Annotated in this window: 10 protein-coding genes; 1 reads left to right on the top strand and 9 read right to left on the bottom strand. The window is 72.5% G+C overall.

Annotated elements, in window-relative coordinates:
- Positions 1 to 40: 40 nt before the first annotated feature.
- The 6 genes from pta to ACFV1W_RS09710 all read right to left on the bottom strand — a co-directional run bounded on the left by pta (position 41) and on the right by ACFV1W_RS09710 (position 11,174).
- Positions 41 to 2,200, bottom strand: coding sequence for a phosphate acetyltransferase (gene pta / locus ACFV1W_RS09735; RefSeq protein WP_380414748.1), 2,160 nt, complete (start codon positions 2,198 to 2,200; stop codon positions 41 to 43).
- A gap of 233 nt (positions 2,201 to 2,433) precedes the next feature.
- Positions 2,434 to 3,126, bottom strand: coding sequence for a hypothetical protein (locus tag ACFV1W_RS09730; protein WP_380414747.1), 693 nt, complete (start codon positions 3,124 to 3,126; stop codon positions 2,434 to 2,436).
- Positions 3,127 to 3,333: 207 nt separating this feature from the next.
- Positions 3,334 to 5,694 (bottom strand): 1,4-alpha-glucan branching enzyme, encoded by a 2,361-nt coding sequence (gene glgB / locus ACFV1W_RS09725; protein ID WP_380414745.1) that lies wholly within the window; start codon positions 5,692 to 5,694, stop codon positions 3,334 to 3,336.
- A 60-nt stretch (positions 5,695 to 5,754) separates the two neighbouring features.
- Positions 5,755 to 7,245: a maltokinase gene (locus tag ACFV1W_RS09720; RefSeq protein WP_380414744.1), complete on the bottom strand. Its 1,491-nt coding sequence runs from the start codon at positions 7,243 to 7,245 to the stop codon at positions 5,755 to 5,757.
- Between the two features lie 252 nt (positions 7,246 to 7,497).
- Positions 7,498 to 9,222 (bottom strand): maltose alpha-D-glucosyltransferase, encoded by a 1,725-nt coding sequence (gene treS, locus ACFV1W_RS09715; protein ID WP_380414742.1) that lies wholly within the window; start codon positions 9,220 to 9,222, stop codon positions 7,498 to 7,500.
- Positions 9,219 to 11,174 carry an alpha-1,4-glucan--maltose-1-phosphate maltosyltransferase gene (locus ACFV1W_RS09710; RefSeq protein ID WP_380414894.1) on the bottom strand — a complete coding sequence of 652 codons (1,956 nt, stop codon included), beginning with the start codon at positions 11,172 to 11,174 and terminating at the stop codon, positions 9,219 to 9,221. The genes treS and ACFV1W_RS09710 overlap by 4 nt, the downstream gene beginning before the upstream one ends.
- A gap of 1,101 nt (positions 11,175 to 12,275) precedes the next feature.
- On the opposite strand from ACFV1W_RS09710, the gene glgP reads away from it, so the two are divergent.
- Positions 12,276 to 15,065: an alpha-glucan family phosphorylase gene (glgP, locus tag ACFV1W_RS09705; RefSeq protein ID WP_380414740.1), complete on the top strand. Its 2,790-nt coding sequence runs from the start codon at positions 12,276 to 12,278 to the stop codon at positions 15,063 to 15,065.
- Positions 15,066 to 15,259: 194 nt separating this feature from the next.
- Here glgP and ACFV1W_RS09700 read toward each other — a convergent pair whose 3' ends face one another.
- The 3 genes from ACFV1W_RS09700 to glgX all read right to left on the bottom strand — a co-directional run bounded on the left by ACFV1W_RS09700 (position 15,260) and on the right by glgX (position 21,414).
- Positions 15,260 to 17,098, bottom strand: coding sequence for an ABC transporter ATP-binding protein (locus ACFV1W_RS09700; protein WP_380414738.1), 1,839 nt, complete (start codon positions 17,096 to 17,098; stop codon positions 15,260 to 15,262).
- The gene (locus ACFV1W_RS09695) at positions 17,095 to 18,915 is read right to left on the bottom strand and encodes an ABC transporter ATP-binding protein (protein WP_380414736.1); all 1,821 of its coding nucleotides are present in this window, start codon (positions 18,913 to 18,915) and stop codon (positions 17,095 to 17,097) included. The genes ACFV1W_RS09700 and ACFV1W_RS09695 overlap by 4 nt, the downstream gene beginning before the upstream one ends.
- Positions 18,916 to 19,227: 312 nt before the next feature.
- Positions 19,228 to 21,414: a glycogen debranching protein GlgX gene (gene glgX, locus ACFV1W_RS09690; protein ID WP_380414735.1), complete on the bottom strand. Its 2,187-nt coding sequence runs from the start codon at positions 21,412 to 21,414 to the stop codon at positions 19,228 to 19,230.
- Positions 21,415 to 21,656: the final 242 nt, after the last annotated feature.

Raw genomic sequence — 21,656 nt, 5'->3', positions numbered from 1 at the left:
CGGAACACGCGCCTGTCGATGGTTCGTTCGCTGCGCTCACTCACGCCCTGAGCTCCTTGTCGTCCTGGGACTGGATGGCGGTGATCGCGACGGTGTTGACGATGTCCTGCACCAGCGCCCCGCGCGAGAGGTCGTTGACGGGCTTGCGCAGGCCCTGCAGCACCGGGCCGACCGCGACCGCGCCGGCCGAGCGCTGGACGGCCTTGTAGGTGTTGTTGCCGGTGTTGAGGTCGGGGAAGATCAGCACGGTCGCCCGCCCGGCCACCGCCGAGCCCGGCAGCTTGGTGGCCGCGACGTGGGCGTCCACCGCCGCGTCGTACTGGATCGGGCCCTCGACCAGGATGTCCGGCCGCAGCTCGCGGACCAGCTCGGTGGCCTTGCGGACCTTGTCGACGTCCGCGCCCGAGCCGGAGGTGCCGGTCGAGTAGGAGAGCATGGCGACCCGCGGCTCCACCCCGAACTGGGCGGCGGTGGCGGCGGACTGGATCGCGATGTCCGCCAGCTGCTGGGCGTCCGGGTCCGGGTTGACCGCGCAGTCGCCGTACACCAGCACCTTGTCGGCCAGGCACATGAAGAAGACGGAGGAGACGATCGAGGCGTCGGGCGAGGTCTTGATCACCTCGAAGGCGGGCCGGATGGTCGCCGCGGTGGAGTGCACCGCGCCGGAGACCATGCCGTCCGCGATCCCCTCCTGGACCATCAGGGTGCCGAAGTAGGAGACGTCGGTGACCACGTCCAGCGCCAGCTCGACGGTCATCCCCTTGTGGGCCCGCAGCCGGGCGTACAGCTCGGCGAACTGGCGGCGCAGCGGGCTGGTGGTCGGGTCGACGATCCGGACCTGGGCGCGGTCGGCGCCCGGCGCTCCCCCAGCCTGGCGGCCGGGAGGTGCCCCCACCGGGGGGAGGTCGATGCCCAGGCCCGAGGCCTTGCGGCGCACCGCGTCGACCTCGCCGAGCAGGGTGAGGTCGCAGATGTTGCGGCGCAGCAGGATCTCGGCCGCGCGGAGCACCCGCTCCTCGGTGCCCTCGGGCAGCACCACGTGCCGGCGGCCGGCCCGGGCGCGCTCCAGCAGCTCGTGCTCGAACATCATCGGGGTGACCCGCTCGGACCGACCGACCTCGATCCGGTTGGTCAACTCGACGGTGTCGACGTGCAGTTCGAACAGACCGAGGGCGATCTCGGCCTTCCGGGGGCTGGCCGCGGTGAGCTTGCCCTCCAGGTGGGTCAGGGTGGCGGCGGTGGGCCAGCTGCCCTCGGGGACGAACGCGACCGGGGTGCCGGGGGCGAGCCGGGCGGCCAGCGCCATGACGTTCGGGCCGGGGTGCTGGCCGAGGGTCAGCAGCACCCCGGCGATCGGCGGGGCGCCGGCCGCGTGCGCGGCCAGCGAGCCGATCACCAGGTCGGCGCGGTCCCCGGGGGTGACGACCAGGGCGCCCTCGGTCAGCGCGTCCAGGAAGGTGGGCAGCATGGCGCCGCCGAAGACGAAGCCGCGCACGTCCCGGGCCAGGCCGGTCGCGTCGCCGAGCAGCACCTCGGCGCCGGTCGCCTCGACCAGCTGGGCGACGGTCGGCGCGGCGAGGGCGGGCTCCTCCGGGATGACGTAGGCGGGGATCGGCAGTTTCTCGGTGAGCGTGCGCTGGATCCGCTGCTTGGCGCTCGGGGCGACCCGGTTGGCGATCATCGCCAGGGTCTCGCAGCCCAGGTCGGTGTACGCCCGGTGGGCGTTGCGCACCTCGGCGATCACGGCCTCCGGCTCCTTGCCCTGCCCGCCGAGCACCGGCAGCACGGCGGCGCCGAACTCGTTGGCGAGGCGGGCGTTGAAGGCCAGCTCGTCGGGGATGTTGGTGTCCGCGAAGTCGGTGCCGAGCACCAGCACCGCCTGGCAGCGCCGCTCCACCGCGCGGAAGCGGTCGACCAGGGCGGAGACCAGCTCGTCCTGCCCCTGGGCGGCCTGCAGCGCTGCGGCCTCCTCGTAGGTGAGCCCGTACAGCTCCGAACTCGGCAGGTCGATCCGGTACCGCCCGCGCAGCAGCTCGACCACGTGGTCCGACCCGGGCTCCCCGGGCGCGGCCGCGTGCACCAGTGGACGGAACACCCCGACCCGGTCCACCTTGCGGGTGAGCAGTTCCATGACCCCGAGCTCGACCGCCTGCCGGCCGTCCCCCCGGTCGATCCCGGTCACGTACACGCTGCGCGCCACGCGGATGTCTCCGTCCCGTCGCCTCGGAAGCTGGTCATATCGACCATACCTTCGCATCGCATACGTCCGTTCGCTAGCAGAACGGCCGGGCGGACGCAAGGGACCAACGGCCTGCGGGGGCGCGGCGAGCCTGCATCAGAGCAGGGGCCGCCCGAGCTGGGCTCTCAGCCGTCCCTGGCCGAAGAGTGGTGCGGAAGGCAAGGGGGCCGAATCCCCGCGCCGGGCATTCGAGATCACGGCGTAGCTGCCTCGCCGAAGTACTCGGGGCCCACCAGCTCGACCGACGCCCCCCGGGGGCTCTCGGTGATGAACACCCGGACGACCCGCTTGTCCAGCAGCCATCCGTGCGGATGCTGCAACGAGCCGGAGGGACCGGCCGTCCAGCCGGCGGCGCTGAGGCCGTCCCGCAGGCGAGCCGCCACCGCCGCCGGCGGCAGATCACTCGTGCTGCCGATGGAGACCTCCCGCGTGCAGTCGTGAGACGCGCAACCGCCGGCAGTACCGGAGTCGCGCTGGACGGCGAGCCCCGACGGCAGCGGAAGTTCGGCGAGGCTCGGGTAGTAGGCGAAACCGGAGAGGTAGAGCGGGTAGGCGGCGGCGACGACCACGCCGACGATCGCGTGGCAGACGACGGCGACCGTCGCGCCGCCGACCCGATGGCCGTCCGCCGCTTCGGGGCGACGGCCGCGCAGCCGTCGTTCGGCCAGTGCACCCACGAGGATCGCGAGGAGCGAGCCGAAGGGGTACGCCACCGTCAGCTCGGCCGCCGTGAGGAGGGACCACCACTCGTACTCCAGCCCGATCAGCACCACTGCCTGGCCGACCAGGGCGGCGCCGACGATCCCTCCGAGCAGCCGGGTGCGGGCCAGCGCGGCCCAGCAGCCCAACGGCCACAGCACGTACAGCCACCACAGGATCTGGAACAACGACGCCCCCCTGTTGACGATTCGTATCGGATGTGAACGCTAGGCGTGTCCGGGCCGGGGAACAATGCTCCGCCGCGGACACGGTTCGGATCACGCGGACTGTTGCAGGGCCCGTGGAGCAGGTCGTACGACGCGTGGTTCCGGGCGCTGACAAGTGGAAGCCCCCCGGGGCGATCGCGTTCCGGGGGGCTGTCGGTGAGGTGCTGGTCAGGCCGGGCGGAGCCAGAGGGTGGCGAGTGGTGGGAGGACCAGTTCGGCGGAGCGGGGCTGGCCGTTCCATTCGACGGGTTCGGCCTTGATCGGGCGGGAGTTGCCCACACCGCTGCCGCCGTAGGTCTCGGCGTCGGTGTTCAGCACTTCCTCCCAGAGCTGCTCGCGGCCGCTCAGGCGGGGCAGGCCGACCCGGTGGCCGTGCCGGACGACGGGCGAGAAGTTGCAGACGGCGACCAGCGGGGTGCCGTCGGCGGCGCGGCGGACGTAGGAGAGCAGGTTGTCCTCGGCGGCGCCGCCGTCGAGCCAGCGGAAGCCGTCCGGGGCGGTGTCGAGCTCCCAGAGGGCTGGGGTGTCGCGGTAGATCCGGTTGAGGTCGCGGACCAGGCGGCGCACGCCCAGGTGGTCCGCGTGGCCCGGCCACTGCTCGTCGAGCACCCACCACTGCGGGCCCTGTTCGTGGTGCCACTCCGCGCCCTGGGCGAACTCCTGCCCCATGAACAGCAGTTGCTTGCCCGGGTGGGACCACATGAAGCCCAGGTAGGCGCGGTGGTTGGCGCGCTGCTGCCACCAGTCGCCGGGCATCTTGGAGACCAGGGCCTGCTTGCCGTGGACCACCTCGTCGTGCGAGATCGGCAGGATGTAGTTCTCGGAGTAGGCGTACACCATCGAGAAGGTGATCTCGTTGTGGTGGTACTTGCGGTGCACCGGCTCCTTGGACATGTAGACCAGCGAGTCGTGCATCCAGCCCATGTTCCACTTCAGGCCGAAGCCCAGGCCGCCGGCGTCGGTGGGGCGGGTGACGCCGTCCCAGGCGGTGGACTCCTCGGCGACGGTGATCACGCCGGGGCAGCGCCGGTAGACGGTGGCGTTCATCTCCTGGAGGAAGGAGGCCGCGTCGAGGTTCTCCCTGCCGCCGTACTGGTTGGGCGTCCAGGCGCCGCCCTCGCGGGAGTAGTCGAGGTAGAGCATCGAGGCGACGGCGTCCACCCGCAGGCCGTCGATGTGGAACTCCTCGCACCAGTAGACGGCGTTGGCGACCAGGAAGTTGCGCACCTCGGTGCGGCCGTAGTCGAACTCCAGCGTGCCCCAGTCGGGGTGCTCGGCCCGCAGGGGGTCGGCCGGTTCGTACAGCGGCTCGCCGTCGAAGCGGGCGAGCGCGAAGTCGTCCTTGGGGAAGTGCGCGGGCACCCAGTCGACGATCACGCCGATGCCGTGCCGGTGCAGGGTGTCCACCAGGTACCGGAAGTCGTCCGGGGAGCCGAGCCGGGCGGTGGGGGCGTAGTAGCCGGAGACCTGGTAGCCCCAGGAACCGCCGAAGGGGTGCTCCATGACCGGCATGAACTCCACGTGGGTGAAGTTCAACTCCTTGAGGTATCCCGGCAGTTCGTCGGCGATGGCGCGGTAGGAGGCGAGGTCGGGCCGCCAGGAGGCCAGGTGCAGCTCGTACACCGACATCGGCGCCCGGTGGTGCTCGGCGCGCGCCCGGCGGGCCATCCACTCGCCGTCCTGCCACCGGTGCGCGGAGGAGGTGACCATCGAGGCGGTGCCGGGCGGGCACTGGGCGGCCCGGGCCAGCGGGTCGGCCTTGTCGAGCACCCAGCCCTGGCGGGTGTGGATCTCGTACTTGTAGGTGGTGCCCTCGGCGAGGCCGGGGACGAACAGCTCCCAGATGCCGGAGGAGCCCAGCGAGCGCATCGGGTGGCCGGTGCCGTCCCAGTGGTTGAAGTCGCCGATCAGCCGCACCCCGACGGCGTTCGGCGCCCAGACCGCGAAGGCGGTGCCGGTGACGCCGCCGACGGTGCGCACGTGCGAGCCGAGCGCCTTCCACAGCTGTTCGTGCCGGCCCTCGGAGATCAGGTGCAGGTCGAGCTCGCCGAGGGTGGGCGGGGTGCGGTAGCCGTCGTGCTGGCGCAGCGGTTCGCCGCCGGGGTAGGTCACCAGCAGGGTGTAGTCGGGGAGTTCGTCGCCCACCAGCAGGCCGGTGAACAACCCGCCCTGCTGGTGGGTGAGTTCGGCCGGACCCCGGTCGGTCTCCACCACCACCCGCTCGGCGAACGGGCGCAGCACCCGGATCGCCGTGCCGCCGTGCACCGGGTGCGCGCCGAGCAGCGAGTGGGGGTCGTGGTGCTGCCCGCTCACCAGTCGGTCCACCTCGGCCGGCGGCAGCGGTGCCTCGGGCAGGCGCAGGGCGCCGAGGGGGGTGTCCGCCGGGACACCCGAAGGGGCGCCGGATCCGGGTGAGCCGGCCTTCCGGGGCTCGTCGGCCTCCCGGGCATCGGCCCGTTCGGAGGGCCCGGCCGAGGGGGTGGCCGGAACGGGGCGGGTGGGGCGGCCGGTCGGGTCGAGCGGCGTCACGGCGTGGTCCTCCAGCGGCGGGATCGGGCGAACTCGTGGCGGGACAGCGGGGGCGGGCGGTCAGACGGACAGGGCGAGCCGGTTGATCGCGGCCAGCGGGATGGGAAGCCAGCTGGGCCGGTGCCGGGCCTCGTACACCACCTCGTACACCGCCTTGTCGATCTCCAGCGCCCGCATCAGCTCCGGTGAGGCCGCCGGGTCGGCACCGCCCCCGGCGGTGTAGCCGGCGCAGAAGGCGGTGCGGTTGCGCTGGGCCCAGGCGGCGGCGAGGTGGGCGAGCTCCGGGTCGACCGGGCCGCCGGCCAGCAGGTGGGCGGCGGCGTAGTCGAAGGAGCGCAGCATCGCGGCGACGTCGCGCAGGGCGGGCTGTGGCTCGCGGCGCTCGTTGACGGACTTGGCGGGCTCGCCCTCGAAGTCCAGCAGCACCCAGCCGTGCGGGGTGCGCATGGCCTGCCCGAGGTGGAGGTCGCCGTGGATGCGCTGGACCGGCAGGCCGTCCGGGTGGGCGTCGGCGAGCTGCTGGAAGGCGGTGCGCAGGGCTGCCCGGAAGCGCAGCAGCCCGGGGACGGCGGCGACCGCGCTGTCCAGCCGGTCGGCCATCGCGGTGGCGAGCCGGCCGGTCTGGGTGCGGTCGAGCCGCGCGACCGGCATCGAGCGGGCGAGCACCCGGTGCACCTCGGCGGTGGCCCGGCCGAGCCGGTGCGCCTCGATGGCGAAGTTGCCGGGGGAGCGGTCGCCCTTGAGCCGGCCGACCTGGTCGAGGGCGAGCTCCCAGCCGTCCTCGGCGTCCGGCAGGTAGCGCTGGAGCAGCCCGAGGGTGGCGGGCTCGGCGCGCTCCATCCGGCTCTCGAACCAGGCGGCGACCCGGGGGATGCGGGTGGAGCCGGCCCGGGAGAGGGCGAGGGAGAGTTCGAGGTCGGGATTGGTGCCGGGGTGGATGCGCCGGAAGAGCTTGAGGATGTACGAGGTGCCGTAGATGACCGAGCTGTTGGACTGCTCGGCGGTGGAGGCGCGGCCGGGGAGGTTGGTGGGCAGCCCGGAGCCCGGGGTGCGGCGGAAGGAGAGCGAGCCGAACCGGTCGCCGGTGGCGAGGTGTTCCAGCAGCCGCCCGGTGAGCTCGGGGTCGTGGACCGCGTCGTAGAGGGCGGCGCCGTCGTACGGACCCTGGCTGAGCCGGCCGAGCACGGCGCCGGGCTCGATGCCCGCGGGGCCCTGGGAACGGATGCCGAGCAGGAGTTGGTAGGTGTCGCCGTGCGGCAGTCCGGCCGTGGTGGCGTGCTCGACCCGCAGCAGCAGGTGCAGCAGGGCGGGGTCGCCGACCTGCAGGGGGGTTCCGACCAGCGGGACGAGCCCGGTGATGGGCCGTCCCTTCCCGGCGTACCACCGCTGGGTGGGGAGCCACTCGGCGATCAGCGGCAGGGCCGCCTGGACGAGCTCGCTGACCCCCAGGGCGGTTCTCCGGGGCCCGGTGCCCCGCGCTCCCGGGTGCGCGGCGGAGCCGGCCGGGGCGTCGTGCTGCACATGGGCTTGAGAACGGGAGGTTTCGGACATGACTCCCTTTCCCCGGAAGCACGCGGACTGCCCGACGGGTCGTGGCCGGGGTCCGTCAGTCTTCCGGATTTCAGCGGCGCGGCGGTCGCGGCACGCGAGCACGGCTCGGGTGTCACGCCTTCGTGTGGGTAGCCGTTGGGCTGTTCTCCGTACGCGGTGGTGCAGAGAACTCCGGGGGCGCGGGGGTTCAACTCGCGCCCCCGGAGGGTCTGGTGCTGCTGTGCGGGCCGCGGTGGCAGGTGCGGCGGATCGTTACTTCGACCGCCTGGTCCCGCTCAGGCGCGGGGGCTGCCGGAGCTGGAACCAGTAGAAGCCGTGCCCGGCCAGCGTGAGCAGGTAGGGCCACTCGCCGATCGACGGGAAGCGCACCCCGCCGATCAGCTCGACCGGGTACCGCCCGCCGTACTGCCGCAGGTCCAGCTCGGTCGGCTGCGCGAACCGCGAGAAGTTGTTCACGCACATGACCAGGTCCCCCTCGTACTCGCGCACGAAGGCCAGCACGGCGGGGTTGCTGGACGGCAGTTCGGTGTAGGTGCCCAGGCCGAACGCCGGGTTGAGCTTGCGGATCTCGATCATGCGACGCGTCCAGTGCAGCAGCGAACTCGAACTGCTCTGCTGCGCCTCGACGTTGGTCACCTGGAAGCCGTACACCGGGTCCATGATGGGCGGCAGACTGAGCCTGCCCGGGTCGGCGGAGGAGAAACCCGCGTTGCGGTCCGGGGTCCACTGCATCGGCGTGCGCACACCGTCCCGGTCGCCCAGCCAGATGTTGTCGCCCATGCCGATCTCGTCCCCGTAGTAGAGCACCGGCGAGCCGGGCAGGGAGAGCAGCAGGGCGGTGAACAGCTCGATCTGGTTGCGGTCGTTCTCCAGCAGCGGGGCGAGCCGGCGGCGGATGCCCACGTTGGCGCGCATCCGCGGGTCCTTGGCGTACTCCGCGTACATGTAGTCGCGCTCCTCGTCGGTGACCATCTCCAGGGTCAGCTCGTCGTGGTTGCGCAGGAAGATGCCCCACTGGCAGCCGCCCGGGATCTGCGGGGTCTTGGCGAGGATCTCCGACACCGGGTACCGGGACTCCCGGCGCACGGCCATGAAGATCCGCGGCATCACCGGGAAGTGGAACGCCATGTGGCACTCGTCGCCGCCCGCGGTGAAGTCGCCGAAGTAGTCGACCACGTCCTCCGGCCACTGGTTGGCCTCGGCGAGGAGCACGGTGTCCGGGTAGTCGGCGTCGATCTCCTTGCGGACCCGCTTGAGGAACTCGTGGGTCTCCGGCAGGTTCTCGCAGTTGGTGCCCTCCCGGGCGAACAGGTAGGGCACCGCGTCCAGCCGGAAGCCGTCGATGCCGAGGTCGAGCCAGAACCGGAGGCCGGCGATCATCTCGTCCTGGACCCGCGGGTTGTCGTAGTTGAGGTCCGGCTGGTGCGAGAAGAACCGGTGCCAGTAGTACTGCTTGCGGACCGGGTCGTAGGTCCAGTTGGAGGTCTCGGTGTCGACGAAGATGATCCGGGCGTCCGGGTACTGCTTGTCGTCGTCGGCCCACATGTAGAAGTCGCCGTACGGCCCGTCCGGGTCCGCCCGCGAGGCCTGGAACCACGGATGCTGGTCGCTGGTGTGGTTCATGACGAAGTCGATGATCACGCGCATGCCGCGGGCGTGCGCGGCGTCCACGAACTCCATGAAGTCGGCGATGTCGCCGAACTCCGGCAGCACCGACTTGTAGTCGGCGACGTCGTACCCTCCGTCGCGCAGCGGCGAGGCGAAGAACGGCGGGAGCCAGAGGCAGTCGACGCCGAGCCACTGGAGGTAGTCGAGTTTGGCCGTGAGCCCCTTGAGGTCCCCGACCCCGTCGCCGTTGCTGTCCTGGAAGGACCGCACCAGCACCTCGTAGAAGACCGCACGTTTGAACCACTCGGGGTCCAGGTTCTTCTTCGAGGTCTCGGGGAAGGTGTCGGGGACGGGCTCGTTCACTGTCACGCTGGGTTCCTCCGAACCGTGAGGAGGTGAGCCGGCTCGGCTGAGGGATCGAGCCGGACGTAGTTGTGCCGGCCCCAGGTGTAGGCGGCGCCGGTGAGCTCGTCGCGCACCGCGTGGGGCCCGTCGCCGTCGAGCGTCACGGTGGCCTCCTGGACGTGGTGCGGGTCGAGGTTGACCACGGTGATGACCTGGTCGGTGAGGCCGTCGGGGGTGGTCGCGGTCTTGGAGTAGGCGAGCACCTGCTCGTTGTCGGTGGGGTGGAAGCGCAGGTCGCGCAGCTGCTGGAGGGCCGGGTGGCGCCGGCGCAGCCGGTTCAGCACGGTGAGCAGCGGGGCGAGGGTGTCGGTGCGGTTCCAGTCGCGCGGGCGCAGCTCGTACTTCTCCGAGTGCAGGTACTCCTCGGAGCCCGGGTGGGCCGGCTCGTTCTCGCACAGCTCGAACCCGGCGTAGACGCCGTAGCTGGGGGAGAGGGTGGCAGCGAGCACCGCGCGGATCGCGAAGGCGGCGCGGCCGCCGTGCTGCAGGAAGGCGTGCAGGATGTCCGGGGTGTTGGCGAAGAAGTTGGGGCGCATGTAGGCGGCCGCGTCGCCGGTGAGTTCGGTGAGGTACTCGGTGAGTTCGTTCTTGGTGTTGCGCCAGGTGAAGTACGTGTACGACTGATGGAAGCCGATCTTCGCGAGGGTGTGCATCATCGCGGGGCGGGTGAAGGCCTCCGCCAGGAACACGACATCGGGGTCGGTGCGGGCGATGTCGGAGAGCACCTTCTCCCAGAACACCACCGGCTTGGTGTGGGGGTTGTCGACCCGGAAGATCCTGACGCCGTGGGACATCCAGAACCGGAGGATCCGGACGGTTTCCTTGACGATTCCGTCCATGTCCTGGTCGAAGTTGATCGGATAGATGTCCTGGTACTTCTTCGGCGGGTTCTCGGCGTACGCGATGGTCCCGTCGGCACGGTGGTTGAACCATTCCGGATGCTTGTTCACCCACGGGTGGTCAGGGGAGCACTGGAGGGCGAAGTCCAGCGCCACCTCCAGGTGCAGCGCCCTGGCCTCGGCGACGAAGTGGTCGAAGTCCTCGATGGTGCCGAGGTCCGGGTGGACCGCGTCGTGGCCGCCCTCGGGCGAGCCGATCGCCCACGGCGAGCCGACGTCGTGCGGACCGGCCGTCAGGCTGTTGTCCGGACCCTTGCGGAACGCTCGTCCGATCGGGTGGACGGGCGGCAGGTAGACCACGTCGAAGTCCATCGCGGCGATCGCCGGCAGCCGCTCGGCGGCGGTGCGCAGGGTGCCCGACCGCGGCGGCTCGACCCCGTTCGGGTCGACCACCGCACCCTCCGAACGGGGGAAGAACTCGTACCAGGAGCCGAACAGCGCGCGCTCGCGGTCCACCTGGAGCGGCAGCGGACGGGAGGCGCTGAGCAGCTCGCGCAGCGGGTAGCGGGCCAGCAGGTCCAGCACCTCGGGAGCGAGCGCGGCGGCCAGCCGGGACAGCGGCGGCAGCCCAGGGTCGCGCAGCGCGTCCACGGCGGCCAGCACGTGCGCGCGGCCCTCCTTCTTCGGCACCCCGGCGGCGGCCTGCTCCAGCAGGCGGGCGCCCTCCTCCAGGACCAGCGCGGTGTCGATCCCGGCCGGGAGCTTCACCGCGGCCGTCCGGCGCCAGGTGGCGACCGGGTCGCTCCACGCCTCCACCAGGTACGACCAGCGGCCGGGCGCGGTCGGGGTGATGTGCGCGCCCCAGCGGTCGGTGCCCTCGGCCAGCTCGCGCATCGGCGTCCACGGGCCGCTGCGGCCGCGCGGGTCGCGCAGCACCACGTTGGCGTTGACGGCGTCGTGGCCCTCGCGGAAGACCGTCGCGGTGACCAGGAAGGTCTCGCCGACGACGGCCTTGGCCGGGCGGCGACCGGCGTCGATCTGGGGGCTGACGTCCAGGACGGGGATGCGGCCGATCACGGTGTCGCTCTCTGTCGTCTTGCGGGCGGAGGGCTTGGTGGCGGTCTTGGCAGTGGCGGGCTTGCTGGTGCTCTTGCTCGCGGCGCGCTTGCGGGCGGGCGGCTCGGCGTCGGCCGCGGCCGCCCCGGGGTCGGCGGCCCGGCGGGTGGGGGCCGTCGCGGTGGTGCGGCGCGTCGTGGTGGTGCGCCGGCGTGGTGCCGCCGTCCGGCCCTCCTCGGCCCCGGGTTGTCGGGCCGCTGCGTCGGGCTGAGCTGTGGCGGGCGGTGCTGCGGGGGCCTGTGCGGTGGAGGCCTGGGCTTCGGAGGATTCGGTACGGACCGCCGCGGACGCCCGGGGCGAAGGCATCGCCGGGTCTGTCCGAGTGTCAGAATCCATCCGTCCGGCGGATTCCGCGACCGCTGCGTCGACGGTGTCGGCCACCGGTGTGGACTGGTCCCGCGTGTCGCCGTGCATGCCAAACTCCTGCCCGAGATCAGCGGCAGCTCCCTCGGGCCGGGGTGTCGGGCCAGGGAGTACCGGGAGGACTGCTGGGTGGGGTGGACGTGCGACCGGAAGCCTGCCCGCGCCGCCGTCCCCGGCAACCTGCCCGGCGCCCGCCGAACCGGTGGCGGGACGCCCCGGAACCCGTGCGCGTCCCGGCGCACGCCTCCGGGGGCACGCCCCTGGGCGGCCCGGTCGACCCGTGAACGAGCCGGCCGTGCGCAAAGACACGCGTCCGTGCGCGGTGAGCGCCGAACGGGTTAAGGAAGAAGGGGAACGGTCAACGCGAAAAGGATTCGGACGTGCTGCTTCACGGGGGACGCCACCCGTCGTCGTTGTCCCCGCAGCATCAACGACCTTCGGTCATCCTCGCATCGGCAACACGTTTTTCGCAGCGGTACGACAGTAGTTTCGGGCTTTGTCCGGACCGAGCGGGCGGCCGGAAATCGATCTGTTCCGTGGAGTTCACGCATTGGTAGCGCGGCACCCCCGAATGTGCGCCTCGCGCGCCCCCCGCGCAGACCAATGCGCCGAATGCGATCTCATCAATAGGCCGAACGGATGCCCAATGACCCGCTTGACCCGTTGTCAGGACGATCGTCGAGGCTACGCTTCACGCCTGTGAAGGCAATCCGCAGATTCACCGTCCGCACTGTCCTGCCCGAACAACTCCAGCCGTTGCACGAGCTGGCCCTCAACCTGCGCTGGTCCTGGCACCCCGAGACCAGGGACCTCTTCCGGTCCGTGGACCCGGAGGTCTGGGCCGCGACCGGCGAGGACCCGGTGCGGCTGCTCGGGGAGGTCCCGGCCGCCCGGCTCACCGCACTCGCCGCCGACCGGCGGTTCCTGCGCAGACTCGGCGACCTCGCCGACGACCTGCGCGAGTACCTCACCGGCCCGCGCTGGTACCAGGCCCAGCAGGAGGGCGGTGCCACCCCGCCGCCCGCCGCCATCGCCTACTTCTCGCCCGAGTACGGCATCGCCGCCGCACTGCCCCAGTACTCCGGCGGTCTCGGCATCCTGGCCGGCGACCACCTCAAGGCCGCCAGCGACCTCGGCGTCCCGATCATCGGCGTGGGGCTGTTCTACCGGCACGGCTACTTCCGGCAGTCCCTCGACCGGACCGGCTGGCAGCAGGAGCGCTACCCCCTGCTGGACCCGGACGAACTGGCCGTCAGCCTGGTGCGGGAGGCCGACGGCACCCCGAGCCGGGTCGACCTCGCCCTGCCCGGCGGCCGCACCCTGGGCGCGCACATCTGGAAGGCCCAGGTCGGGCGGGTCCCGCTGCTGCTGCTCGACTCCGACATCGAGGCCAACTCACCCGCCGAACGCGACGTCACCGACCGGCTCTACGGAGGCGGCAGCGAGCACCGGCTGCTCCAGGAGATGCTGCTCGGCATCGGCGGGGTCCGGGCCGTGCGCGCCTACGGCCGGCTCACCGGGCACCCCGCCCCGGAGGTCTTCCACACCAACGAGGGGCACGCCGGCTTCCTCGGTGTCGAGCGGATCCGCGAACTGGTCGCCGACCAGACGGCCGGGCTGGACTTCGCCGCCGCCCTGGAGTCCGTCCGGGCCGGCACCCTGTTCACCACCCACACGCCCGTCCCGGCCGGCATCGACCGTTTCGACCGCGAGCTGGTCGCCCGCCACTTCGGCGGCGACGCCGCACTGCCCGGCGTCCCGGTCGAGTCGGTGCTCGCGCTCGGCGCCGAGACCTGGCGTGGCGGGGACCCCAAGCTCTTCAACATGGCCGCGATGGGCCTGCGGCTGGCCCAGCGCGCCAACGGGGTGTCCACCCTGCACGGCGAGGTCAGCCGCTCGATGTTCAACGGCCTCTGGCCCGGCTTCGACCCCGCCGAGGTGCCGATCACCTCGGTCACCAACGGCGTGCACGCCCCCACCTGGATCGACCCGGCCGTGGTGCGCCTGGGCGCCGCCGAACTCGGTGCCGGACGCGCCGAGGAGGCGATGACCACCGGCGAGACCAAGCGCTGGACCGGCCTGGAGCGGATCGGCAACGCCGAGATCTGGGACCTGCGCCGCAGCCTGCGCGCCCAGCTGGTGGACGAGGCCCGCCGCCGGCTGCGCGACTCCTGGCGCCAGCGCGGGGCCGGCGAGGCCGAGCTCGGCTGGGTCTCCTCGGTGCTCGACCCGGACGTGCTCACCATCGGCTTCGCCCGCCGGGTGCCCTCGTACAAGCGGCTCACCCTGATGCTGCGCGACCCGGACCGGCTGCGCGGCCTGCTGCTGCACCCCACCCGGCCGGTGCAGATCGTGGTCGCCGGCAAGGCCCACCCGGCCGACGACGGCGGCAAGCGGCTGATCCAGCAGATGGTCGCCTTCGCCGACGACCCGGCGGTGCGCCACCGGATCGTCTTCCTGCCGGACTACGACATGGCGATGGCCCAGCACCTCTACCCGGGCTGCGACGTCTGGCTGAACAACCCGCTGCGCCCGCTGGAGGCCTGCGGCACCTCCGGGATGAAGGCCGCGCTCAACGGCTGCCTGAACCTGTCCGTCCTGGACGGCTGGTGGGACGAGTGGTACGACGGCCAGAACGGCTGGGCGATCCCCACCGCCGACGAGGGCGACGGCGTGCTCGACCCGGAGAGCAGCGAGGCCGAGCGGCGCGACGACATCGAGGCCGCCGCGCTGTACGACCTGATCGAGGAGCAGGTCGCCGGCCGGTTCTACGACCGGGGCAGCGACGGGCTGCCGCACCGCTGGATCGCCATGGTCCGGCACACCCTGGTCACCCTGGGGCCCAAGGTGCTGGCCGGGCGGATGGTCCGCGAGTACGTCGAGCGGCTGTACACCCCCGCGGCGTTGGCCCAGCGGGAGCTCGCGATCGAGGTCGCGCCCCGAGCCGAAGGGCGAGCCGGTGCCGAAGGCGACGAGCGACGGACGACCGACGAAGGAGGGAGCGCCGGAGCGGGGAACGTCGGTGCCGGGTCCGAGCGCCCGGGGGCGAGCAGGCGGGTGACCGCCGCCCGGGAGCTGGCGGAGTGGAAGGCCAGGGTCCGGGAGGGCTGGCCGGGCGTGCGGGTCGAGCACGTCGAGGCGGACTGCCCGGCCGAGGCCCAGGAGCTGGGCAGCTCGCTGGCGCTGCGGGTGCAGGTCGCGCTGGGCGCGCTGGAGCCGGGGGACGTCGAGGTGCAGGTGGTCTCCGGCCGGGTGGACGAGACGGACGGCATCTCGGACGCCGCGGTCCTCGCGCTCAAGCCGGTCGGCGGCCCGGACCTGGACGGCCGCACCCGCTACGAGGGCTCGTTGGAACTCGGCCGCACCGGGCCGTTCGGCTACACCGTCCGGGTCCTGCCCGCGCATCCCCGGTTGGCCTCACCGGCCGAACTGGGGCTGGTCGCACTCCCGGCCGAGTCGGCGGGGATGGACGCGGGGCTGCTGCGCTGAGCCGAGTTCCTGGAGCGGATGACCGCCGTCCGGATTGCCACGGACGGCGGTCATCCGTTTGCCCCGCACCGTGGGCGGGTGAGCGTGGCGGAGTTCCCGGCCCCGGGAAAGGGGATGCCCGCCCGGGTGCGTGACGGCGCACCCGGACGGGCACAACTGTGGGGCTTCCTGGACGGGCCCACTGAGGGGTTGTTCTACACCAGGCTGTCCCGCCAGGCGCGATGCAGGGTGGCGAAACGCCCGGAGCCGTCGATCAGCCGCCGCGGCGGGCCGTCCTCGACGATCCGGCCCTGGTCCATCACCAGGACCCGGTCGGCGATCTCCACGGTGGAGAGCCGGTGGGCGATGATCACTGCCGTGCGGCCGGCCAGCACCGTGCGCATCGCCCGCTGCACGGCCTGCTCGCCGGGCACGTCCAGCGAACTGGTCGCCTCGTCCAGGATCAGCACGGCCGGGTCGGCGAGCAGGGCCCGGGCGAAGGCGACCAGCTGGCGCTGCCCGGCGGAGATCCGGCCGCCGCGCTTGCGCACGTCGGTGTCGAAGCCGTCCGGGAGCGCCGCGATGAACTCGTACGCGCCGATGTCGCGGGCGGCCTGCTCGACCTCGGCGCGGGAGGCGCCGGGGCGGCCGATCGCGATGTTCTCGGCGACGGTGCCGGAGAACAGGAAGGACTCCTGGGTCACCATCACCACCCCGCGCCGCAGCTCCGGGGTGGCGAGGTCGCGCAGGTCCACGCCGTCCAGCCGGATCCGGCCGTCGGTCGGGTCGTAGAAGCGGGCCAGCAGCTTGGCGAGCGTCGACTTGCCCGCGCCGGTCGCCCCGACCACCGCGACCGTCTGACCGGCCGGGATCAGCAGGTCGAAGGGCGGCAGTACCTCCTTGCCGGTGCGGTAGGCGAAGCGGGTGCCCTCGAAGGAGACCTCGCGGCCCTTGCTGACGGCCCGGGGCAGCTCGACCGGTTCGGCCGGCTCGGCGACGGTCGGCTCGTGGGCGAGCAGCCCGGCGATCTTCTCCAGTGCCGCGGCGGCGGCCTGGTAGCTGTTCAGGAACATCGCCAGCTGGTCGATCGGGTCGAACAGGCGTCGCAGGTAGAGCACGAAGGCGGTGAGGACGCCCAGCTCCAGGGAGTCCTCGGTGACCAGGTAGGCGCCCAGCAGCACGATGCCGGTGGTCCAGACGTTGGCGGTGGCGCGGGACAGGCCGACGTACCGGGCGAGTTCCAGGAAGCCCTCCGCGTTGGCCGTGGAGGACTTCCGGTTGACCACGGCGAAGGCGGCGTCGTTGGCCTTCTCGCGGCGGAAGGCCTGCACCGGCCGGATGCCGTTCATGGTCTCGGTGAAGCGCACGATCATCGAGGCGGCGGCCGTCCGCGAGCGGCGGTAGACCCGGCGGGAGCGGGTCCGGAAGGAGTGGGCGACCAGCGCCAGCGGCAGGAAGCACACCAGCGAGGCCAGGCCCAGCCGCCAGTCCAGCACTACCAGCAGCACCGAGATGTAGCAGACCGACAGGAAGACGGTCAGCAACTCCTGCAGGCCCTCGGAGAGCAGTTCGCGCAGCGCGTCGATGTCGCTGGTGGCCCGGGAGATGATCCGGCCCGAGGTGTAGCGCTCGTGGAAGTCCAGGCTGAGCCGCTGGGCGTGCCGGAAGATCCGGCCGCGCAGCTCCAGCAGGACGTCCTGGTTCACCCGGGCGCTGATCTTGATGAACGCCCACTGCAGCAGAGGGCTGAGCAGGGCGCAGAACAGGTACCCGGCGACCACCGCGATCAGCGGGCCGGAGTCGTGCGCGCGCAGTGCCGGGATGCCGCGGTCCATCGCCACCGCGACCAGCAGCGGGCCGGACTGCAGGGCGGCCTGCTGGACCAGGATCACCACCATCGCGACGGCGATCCGGGCCCGGTGCGGGCCGAGCAGCGAGCGCAGCAGCGCCCGGGGCGCGCCGGGCGGGACGGGGATGTCCTCGTCGTCGGCCGGCGGCGAGGGCAGCTCCTCCTCGACGGTTCCGGTCCCGGTGGGCTCGACGGTGGTGGTCATCGGGCGACCCCCTCCTCGGGGACGAAGGGGCCCTCGGGGACGAGGGCGGCCTCGCCCGACATCAGTTCGCGGTAGTGCGGGCAGTCCCGCAGCAGCTCCTGGTGGGTGCCGACGGCCTCGATCCGGCCGTTCGCGAGCACCGCGACCCGGTCGGCGAGCAGCACGGTGCTGGGGCGGTGGGCGACCACCAGGGCGGTGGTGGAGCCCAGCACCTCGCGCAGCGCCCGTTCGACCAGTGCCTCGGTGTGCACGTCCAGGGCGGAGAGCGGATCGTCCAGCACCAGGAAGGGCGGGTCGCCGACCACCGCACGGGCCAGGGCGAGGCGCTGGCGCTGGCCGCCGGACAGGCTCAGGCCCTGCTCGCCGACCTCGGTCTCCACCCCGGCCGGGAGCTTCTCGACGAAGCCGGCCTGGGCGGTGGCCAGGGCGGTGGCCAGCTGCCGGTCGTCCGCGTCGGGGGCGCCCATCAGGACGTTCTCCCGGACGGTGGCGGAGAACAGGGTGGGCTCCTCGAAGGCGACCGAGACGAGTTCGCGCAGCCTCTCCCGGGGCAGCTCGGCGATGTCCCGGCCGTCCAGGGTGATCCGGCCGCCGGTGGCCTCGTACAGCCGGGGGAGCAGCGCGGTGAGCGTGGTCTTGCCGCTGCCGGTGGCGCCGACCAGGGCCATCGTCTCGCCGCTGCGCACGTGCAGGTCGATGCCGGCCAGGATGTCGGGGGTGCCGTCGGGGGCGTCGGGGTAGCGGAAGCGGACGCCGCTGAAGCGGATGCCGTCCGGGGCGCCGAGCGCGTCGGCGCTGCCCGGGTCCTCGGGCTCGGGCTCGTCCATGACCTCGAAGAAGCGGTCGGTGGCGGTGGCGGCCTCGTTGGCGTAGGCGAGCAGCCAGCCGAGCGACTCGACCGGCCAGCGCAGGGCGAGGGCGGTGGAGAGGAAGGCGACCAGGGTGCCGGCGCTCAGCTCGTCGTGGGCGACCAGGTAGGCACCGACGGCCAGGGCGCAGCCGAGGGCGATCTCGGGCAGGCCGACGATGACCGCCCACAGGTTGGCGAGCTGGTGGGCCTTGCGCAGTTCGGTGCGGCGCAGCCGGTGGGACTGCTCGCGGAAGTGCTCGGCCATGGTGCGGTGCCGGCCGAAGGCCTTGAGGATGCGGATCCCGAGGACGGACTCCTCGACCGTGGTGGCGAGGTCGCCGTTCTGGTCCTGGGCGCGCCGGGCGGTGAGCGAGTAGGAGGACTCGAAGCGCCGGGTGAGCACCATCAGCGGCAGGCAGGGCAGCAGGACGATCAGCGCGAGCCGCCACTCCTGGGTGAACATCAGCACGACGCCGGCCAGGAACGTCACCGAGTTGACGACCAGGAACACCAGCGGGAAGGCCAGGAAGAGCCGCATGGCGTTCAGGTCCGTGGTGGCCCGGGAGAGCATCTGGCCGGAACCCCAGCGGTCGTGGAAGGAGACCGGCAGCCGCTGGAGCTTGGCGTAGAGGTCGGCGCGCATGGCCGCCTCCAGCCGCCCCAGCGGGCGGGAGAGGACCACCCGGCGGGTGTAGAACAGTGCGGACTCGACCAGCCCGAGGAGCAGCAGCAGGCCGACCGGCGGCCAGAGGGCGTCGAGGTCGTGCCGGGCGAGCGGGCCGTCGACGATCCGGCCGAGGACGACCGGGACGGCGAGGGTGCTCAGCATGGCGAGCGAGGCGGCCGTCACCGAGACGGCGAGCCGGCCGCGCACCGCCCGGGCGTAGGGCCACAGGCGCAGCAGCGAGCGGACCGTGGAGCGGTGGCGCCCGGTGGGTTGGTCAGCGTCTTGTCTGTTCTCGGCCATCGCGGTGAGGGTAGGCAGAGAGCACGTCACTTCTCATCCGGTTTTTCGCCCCTGTCGGCGGCGCCCGACGAGAACCGGCCAGCCGTTCGGGTGGGGCGTGAGGGGAGCGAGCGGCGCGTACTGCCCTTCGTGCCGGGAGGAGTGCGCCGTGCGCCTCTTGCGAGCGCCTGCCGAACGGCCGATTACATCTCCTGACGGATGCTCATTGATACGCGAGTGAGTGACCGGAGTGCGGCCATGGCGGTCGACACCGGGCCCACGCGCGGCCCCGGCTCCGCAGCCGTGCAGGCGACCGGGCCGGCCGTCGCCTGATCACGCCGACCGGGCGGGCACGCGCAGCAGTTGGAGCGAGCGCCCGCCCAGCACCACCGCGCCCCGCGGGTACGGCTCGCCCGTGCCCGCGGCCGCCGTGTCCAGCACCGTCCCGTAGGCGGCCTCCGGCTCCGCCCAGGGCTCGCCGGGCAGGGTGAACACCGTCGGCTCGTGGCCCGCGTTCAGCAGCAGCAGGAAGCTGTCGTCCTCCAACGGCCGCCCGGAGCCGTCCCGTTCGGACATCGCGGTGCCGGACAGCAGCATGCCCAGGCAGGCCGTGGGGCCGAACCAGTCCGCCTCGGTCATCTCCTTGCCGAGCGGGGTGAACCAGGCGAGGTCCGGCTGGCCGCCTGGGGTAACGGCCCGGCCGGAGAAGAACGCCCTGCGGCGCAGCACCGGGTGGGCACGGCGCAGCCGCACCAGCCGGGAGGTCAGCTCGCACAGGTCCCGCCAGCCGGGCTGCTCCAGCAGCGACCAGTCCAGCCAGCTGAGTTCGCCGTCCTGGCAGTAGGCGTTGTTGTTGCCGCCCTGGGTGCGGCCCAGCTCGTCCCCGGCGGTGATCATCGGTACGCCCGCGGAGAGCAGCAGGGTGGCCATCAGGTTGCGCAGTTGGCGCAGTCGCAGGGCGTTGACCTCCGGGTCGGTGGTCTCGCCCTCGACGCCGTGGTTCCACGAGCGGTTGTCGTCTGTGCCGTCCCGGTTGGCCTCGCCGTTGGCCTCGTTGTGCTTGCGGTCGTAGGAGACCAGGTCGCGCAGGGTGAAACCGTCGTGCGCGGTCACGTAGTTGATCGAGGCGTACGGGCGGCGGCCGCCGCGCTGGTAGAGGTCGGAGGAGCCGGACAGCCGGTAGCCCAGCTCGCGCACGTCCGGGCGGGCACCGCGCCAGAAGTCCCGTACGGTGTCGCGGTACCTGTCGTTCCACTCGGCCCACAGCGGGGGGAAGCCGCCGACCTGGTAGCCGCCCGGGCCGACGTCCCAGGGCTCGGCGATCAGCTTCACCCGGCTGAGCAGCGGGTCCTGGGAGACGGCGGCGAGGAAGGGGTGGTCCATGTCGACGCCGTCCGTGCCGTCGAACCCGCCGCGGGCCAGGGCGGCCGCCAGGTCGAAGCGGAAGCCGTCCACGCCCATCTCGGTCACCCAGTAGCGCAGCGAGTCGGTGATCAGCCGGACCACCTGCGGGCGGCGGGTGTCCAGGGTGTTGCCGCAGCCCGTGTAGTCGGCGTAGCCGCGGGGGCGGTGCGGGGCCAGTCGGTAGTAGGCGGCGTTGTCGATGCCGCGCAGTGACAGCGCCGGGCCGAGCTCGGCGCCCTCGGCGGTGTGGTTGAACACCACGTCGAGGATCACCTCGATCCCGGCGGCGTGCAGGGCGCGGACCATCCGCTTGAACTCGCCGACCTGGCCGCCGCGGGAGCCCGAGGCGGAGTAGCCGGCGTGCGGGGCGAAGTAGCCGACCGTGTTGTACCCCCAGTAGTTGACCAGGCCGCGGGCCTGGAGGTGGTCCTCGTCGGCGAACTGGTGCACCGGCAGCAGCTCGACGGCGGTCACCCCCAGGCGGGTGAGGTGGTCGATCGCGGCGGGGTGGGCCAGGCCGGCGTAGGTGCCGCGCAGGTGGGGCGGGACGTCCGGGTGGCGCATGGTGAAGCCGCGCACGTGGAGCTCGTAGAGCACCGTCTCGGACCAGGGGGTCTTGGGGCGGCGGTCGTCGTACCAGTCGTCGTCGTCGTGGACGACCACGGATCTGGGGACGTAGGGGGCGGAGTCGCGGTTGTCCCGGACGGTGTCGGCGACGTCGGCCTCCGGCCAGTTGCGGACGGCCGAACACGCGGCGTCGTGGGAGGTGTAACAGCCGTCGACGGCGCGGGCGTACGGGTCGAGCAGCAGCTTCGCGGGGTTCCAGCGGGCGCCCGTCCACGGGTCCCAGCGGCCGTGCACCCGGAAGCCGTAGCGGGTGCCGGGGCGGACTCCGGGGAGGAAGCCGTGCCAGATCTGGAAGTCCTGTTCGGTGAGGCGGTGGCGGCTCTCCCGGCCGTCATCGTCGAACAGGCACAGGTCGACGGCCTCGGCGCCGGCTGCCCAGAGGGCGAAGTTGGTGCCGGGGACGCCGAGGTGGTCCTTCCGGAAGCGGGCGCCGAGCGGCTGCCAGCTGCCCGGCCGTACCCCGGCTTCCGGCTCTTGCCCTGACGCCATGGTCGTTGCCTCCCTGAACGGGGGTGTCTCGGGACCCGTTCACCTTTTCTTTCCCGGAATGTGGGGGGAGGAAGCGGCTGAACGGGGGGTTGGTGGTGGGGGTGGGGGCTCTCGGGAGGGTGGGGGCCGGGGCGGGGGGGGGGGGGGGGCCCGCCCCCGCGGGGGGGCGGGCGGGGGGGGTGAGAGGGGAAGGCGAAATGTTATGAGAATATAAATAAAAAAAAAAAAAAAAAAAAAAAAAA

This window comes from Kitasatospora sp. NPDC059648, assembly GCF_042734825.1.
Taxonomy (GTDB): domain Bacteria; phylum Actinomycetota; class Actinomycetes; order Streptomycetales; family Streptomycetaceae; genus Kitasatospora.
Note: the sequence above shows the minus strand (reverse complement) of the source record. Positions and strands in the feature narration are given on the sequence as shown.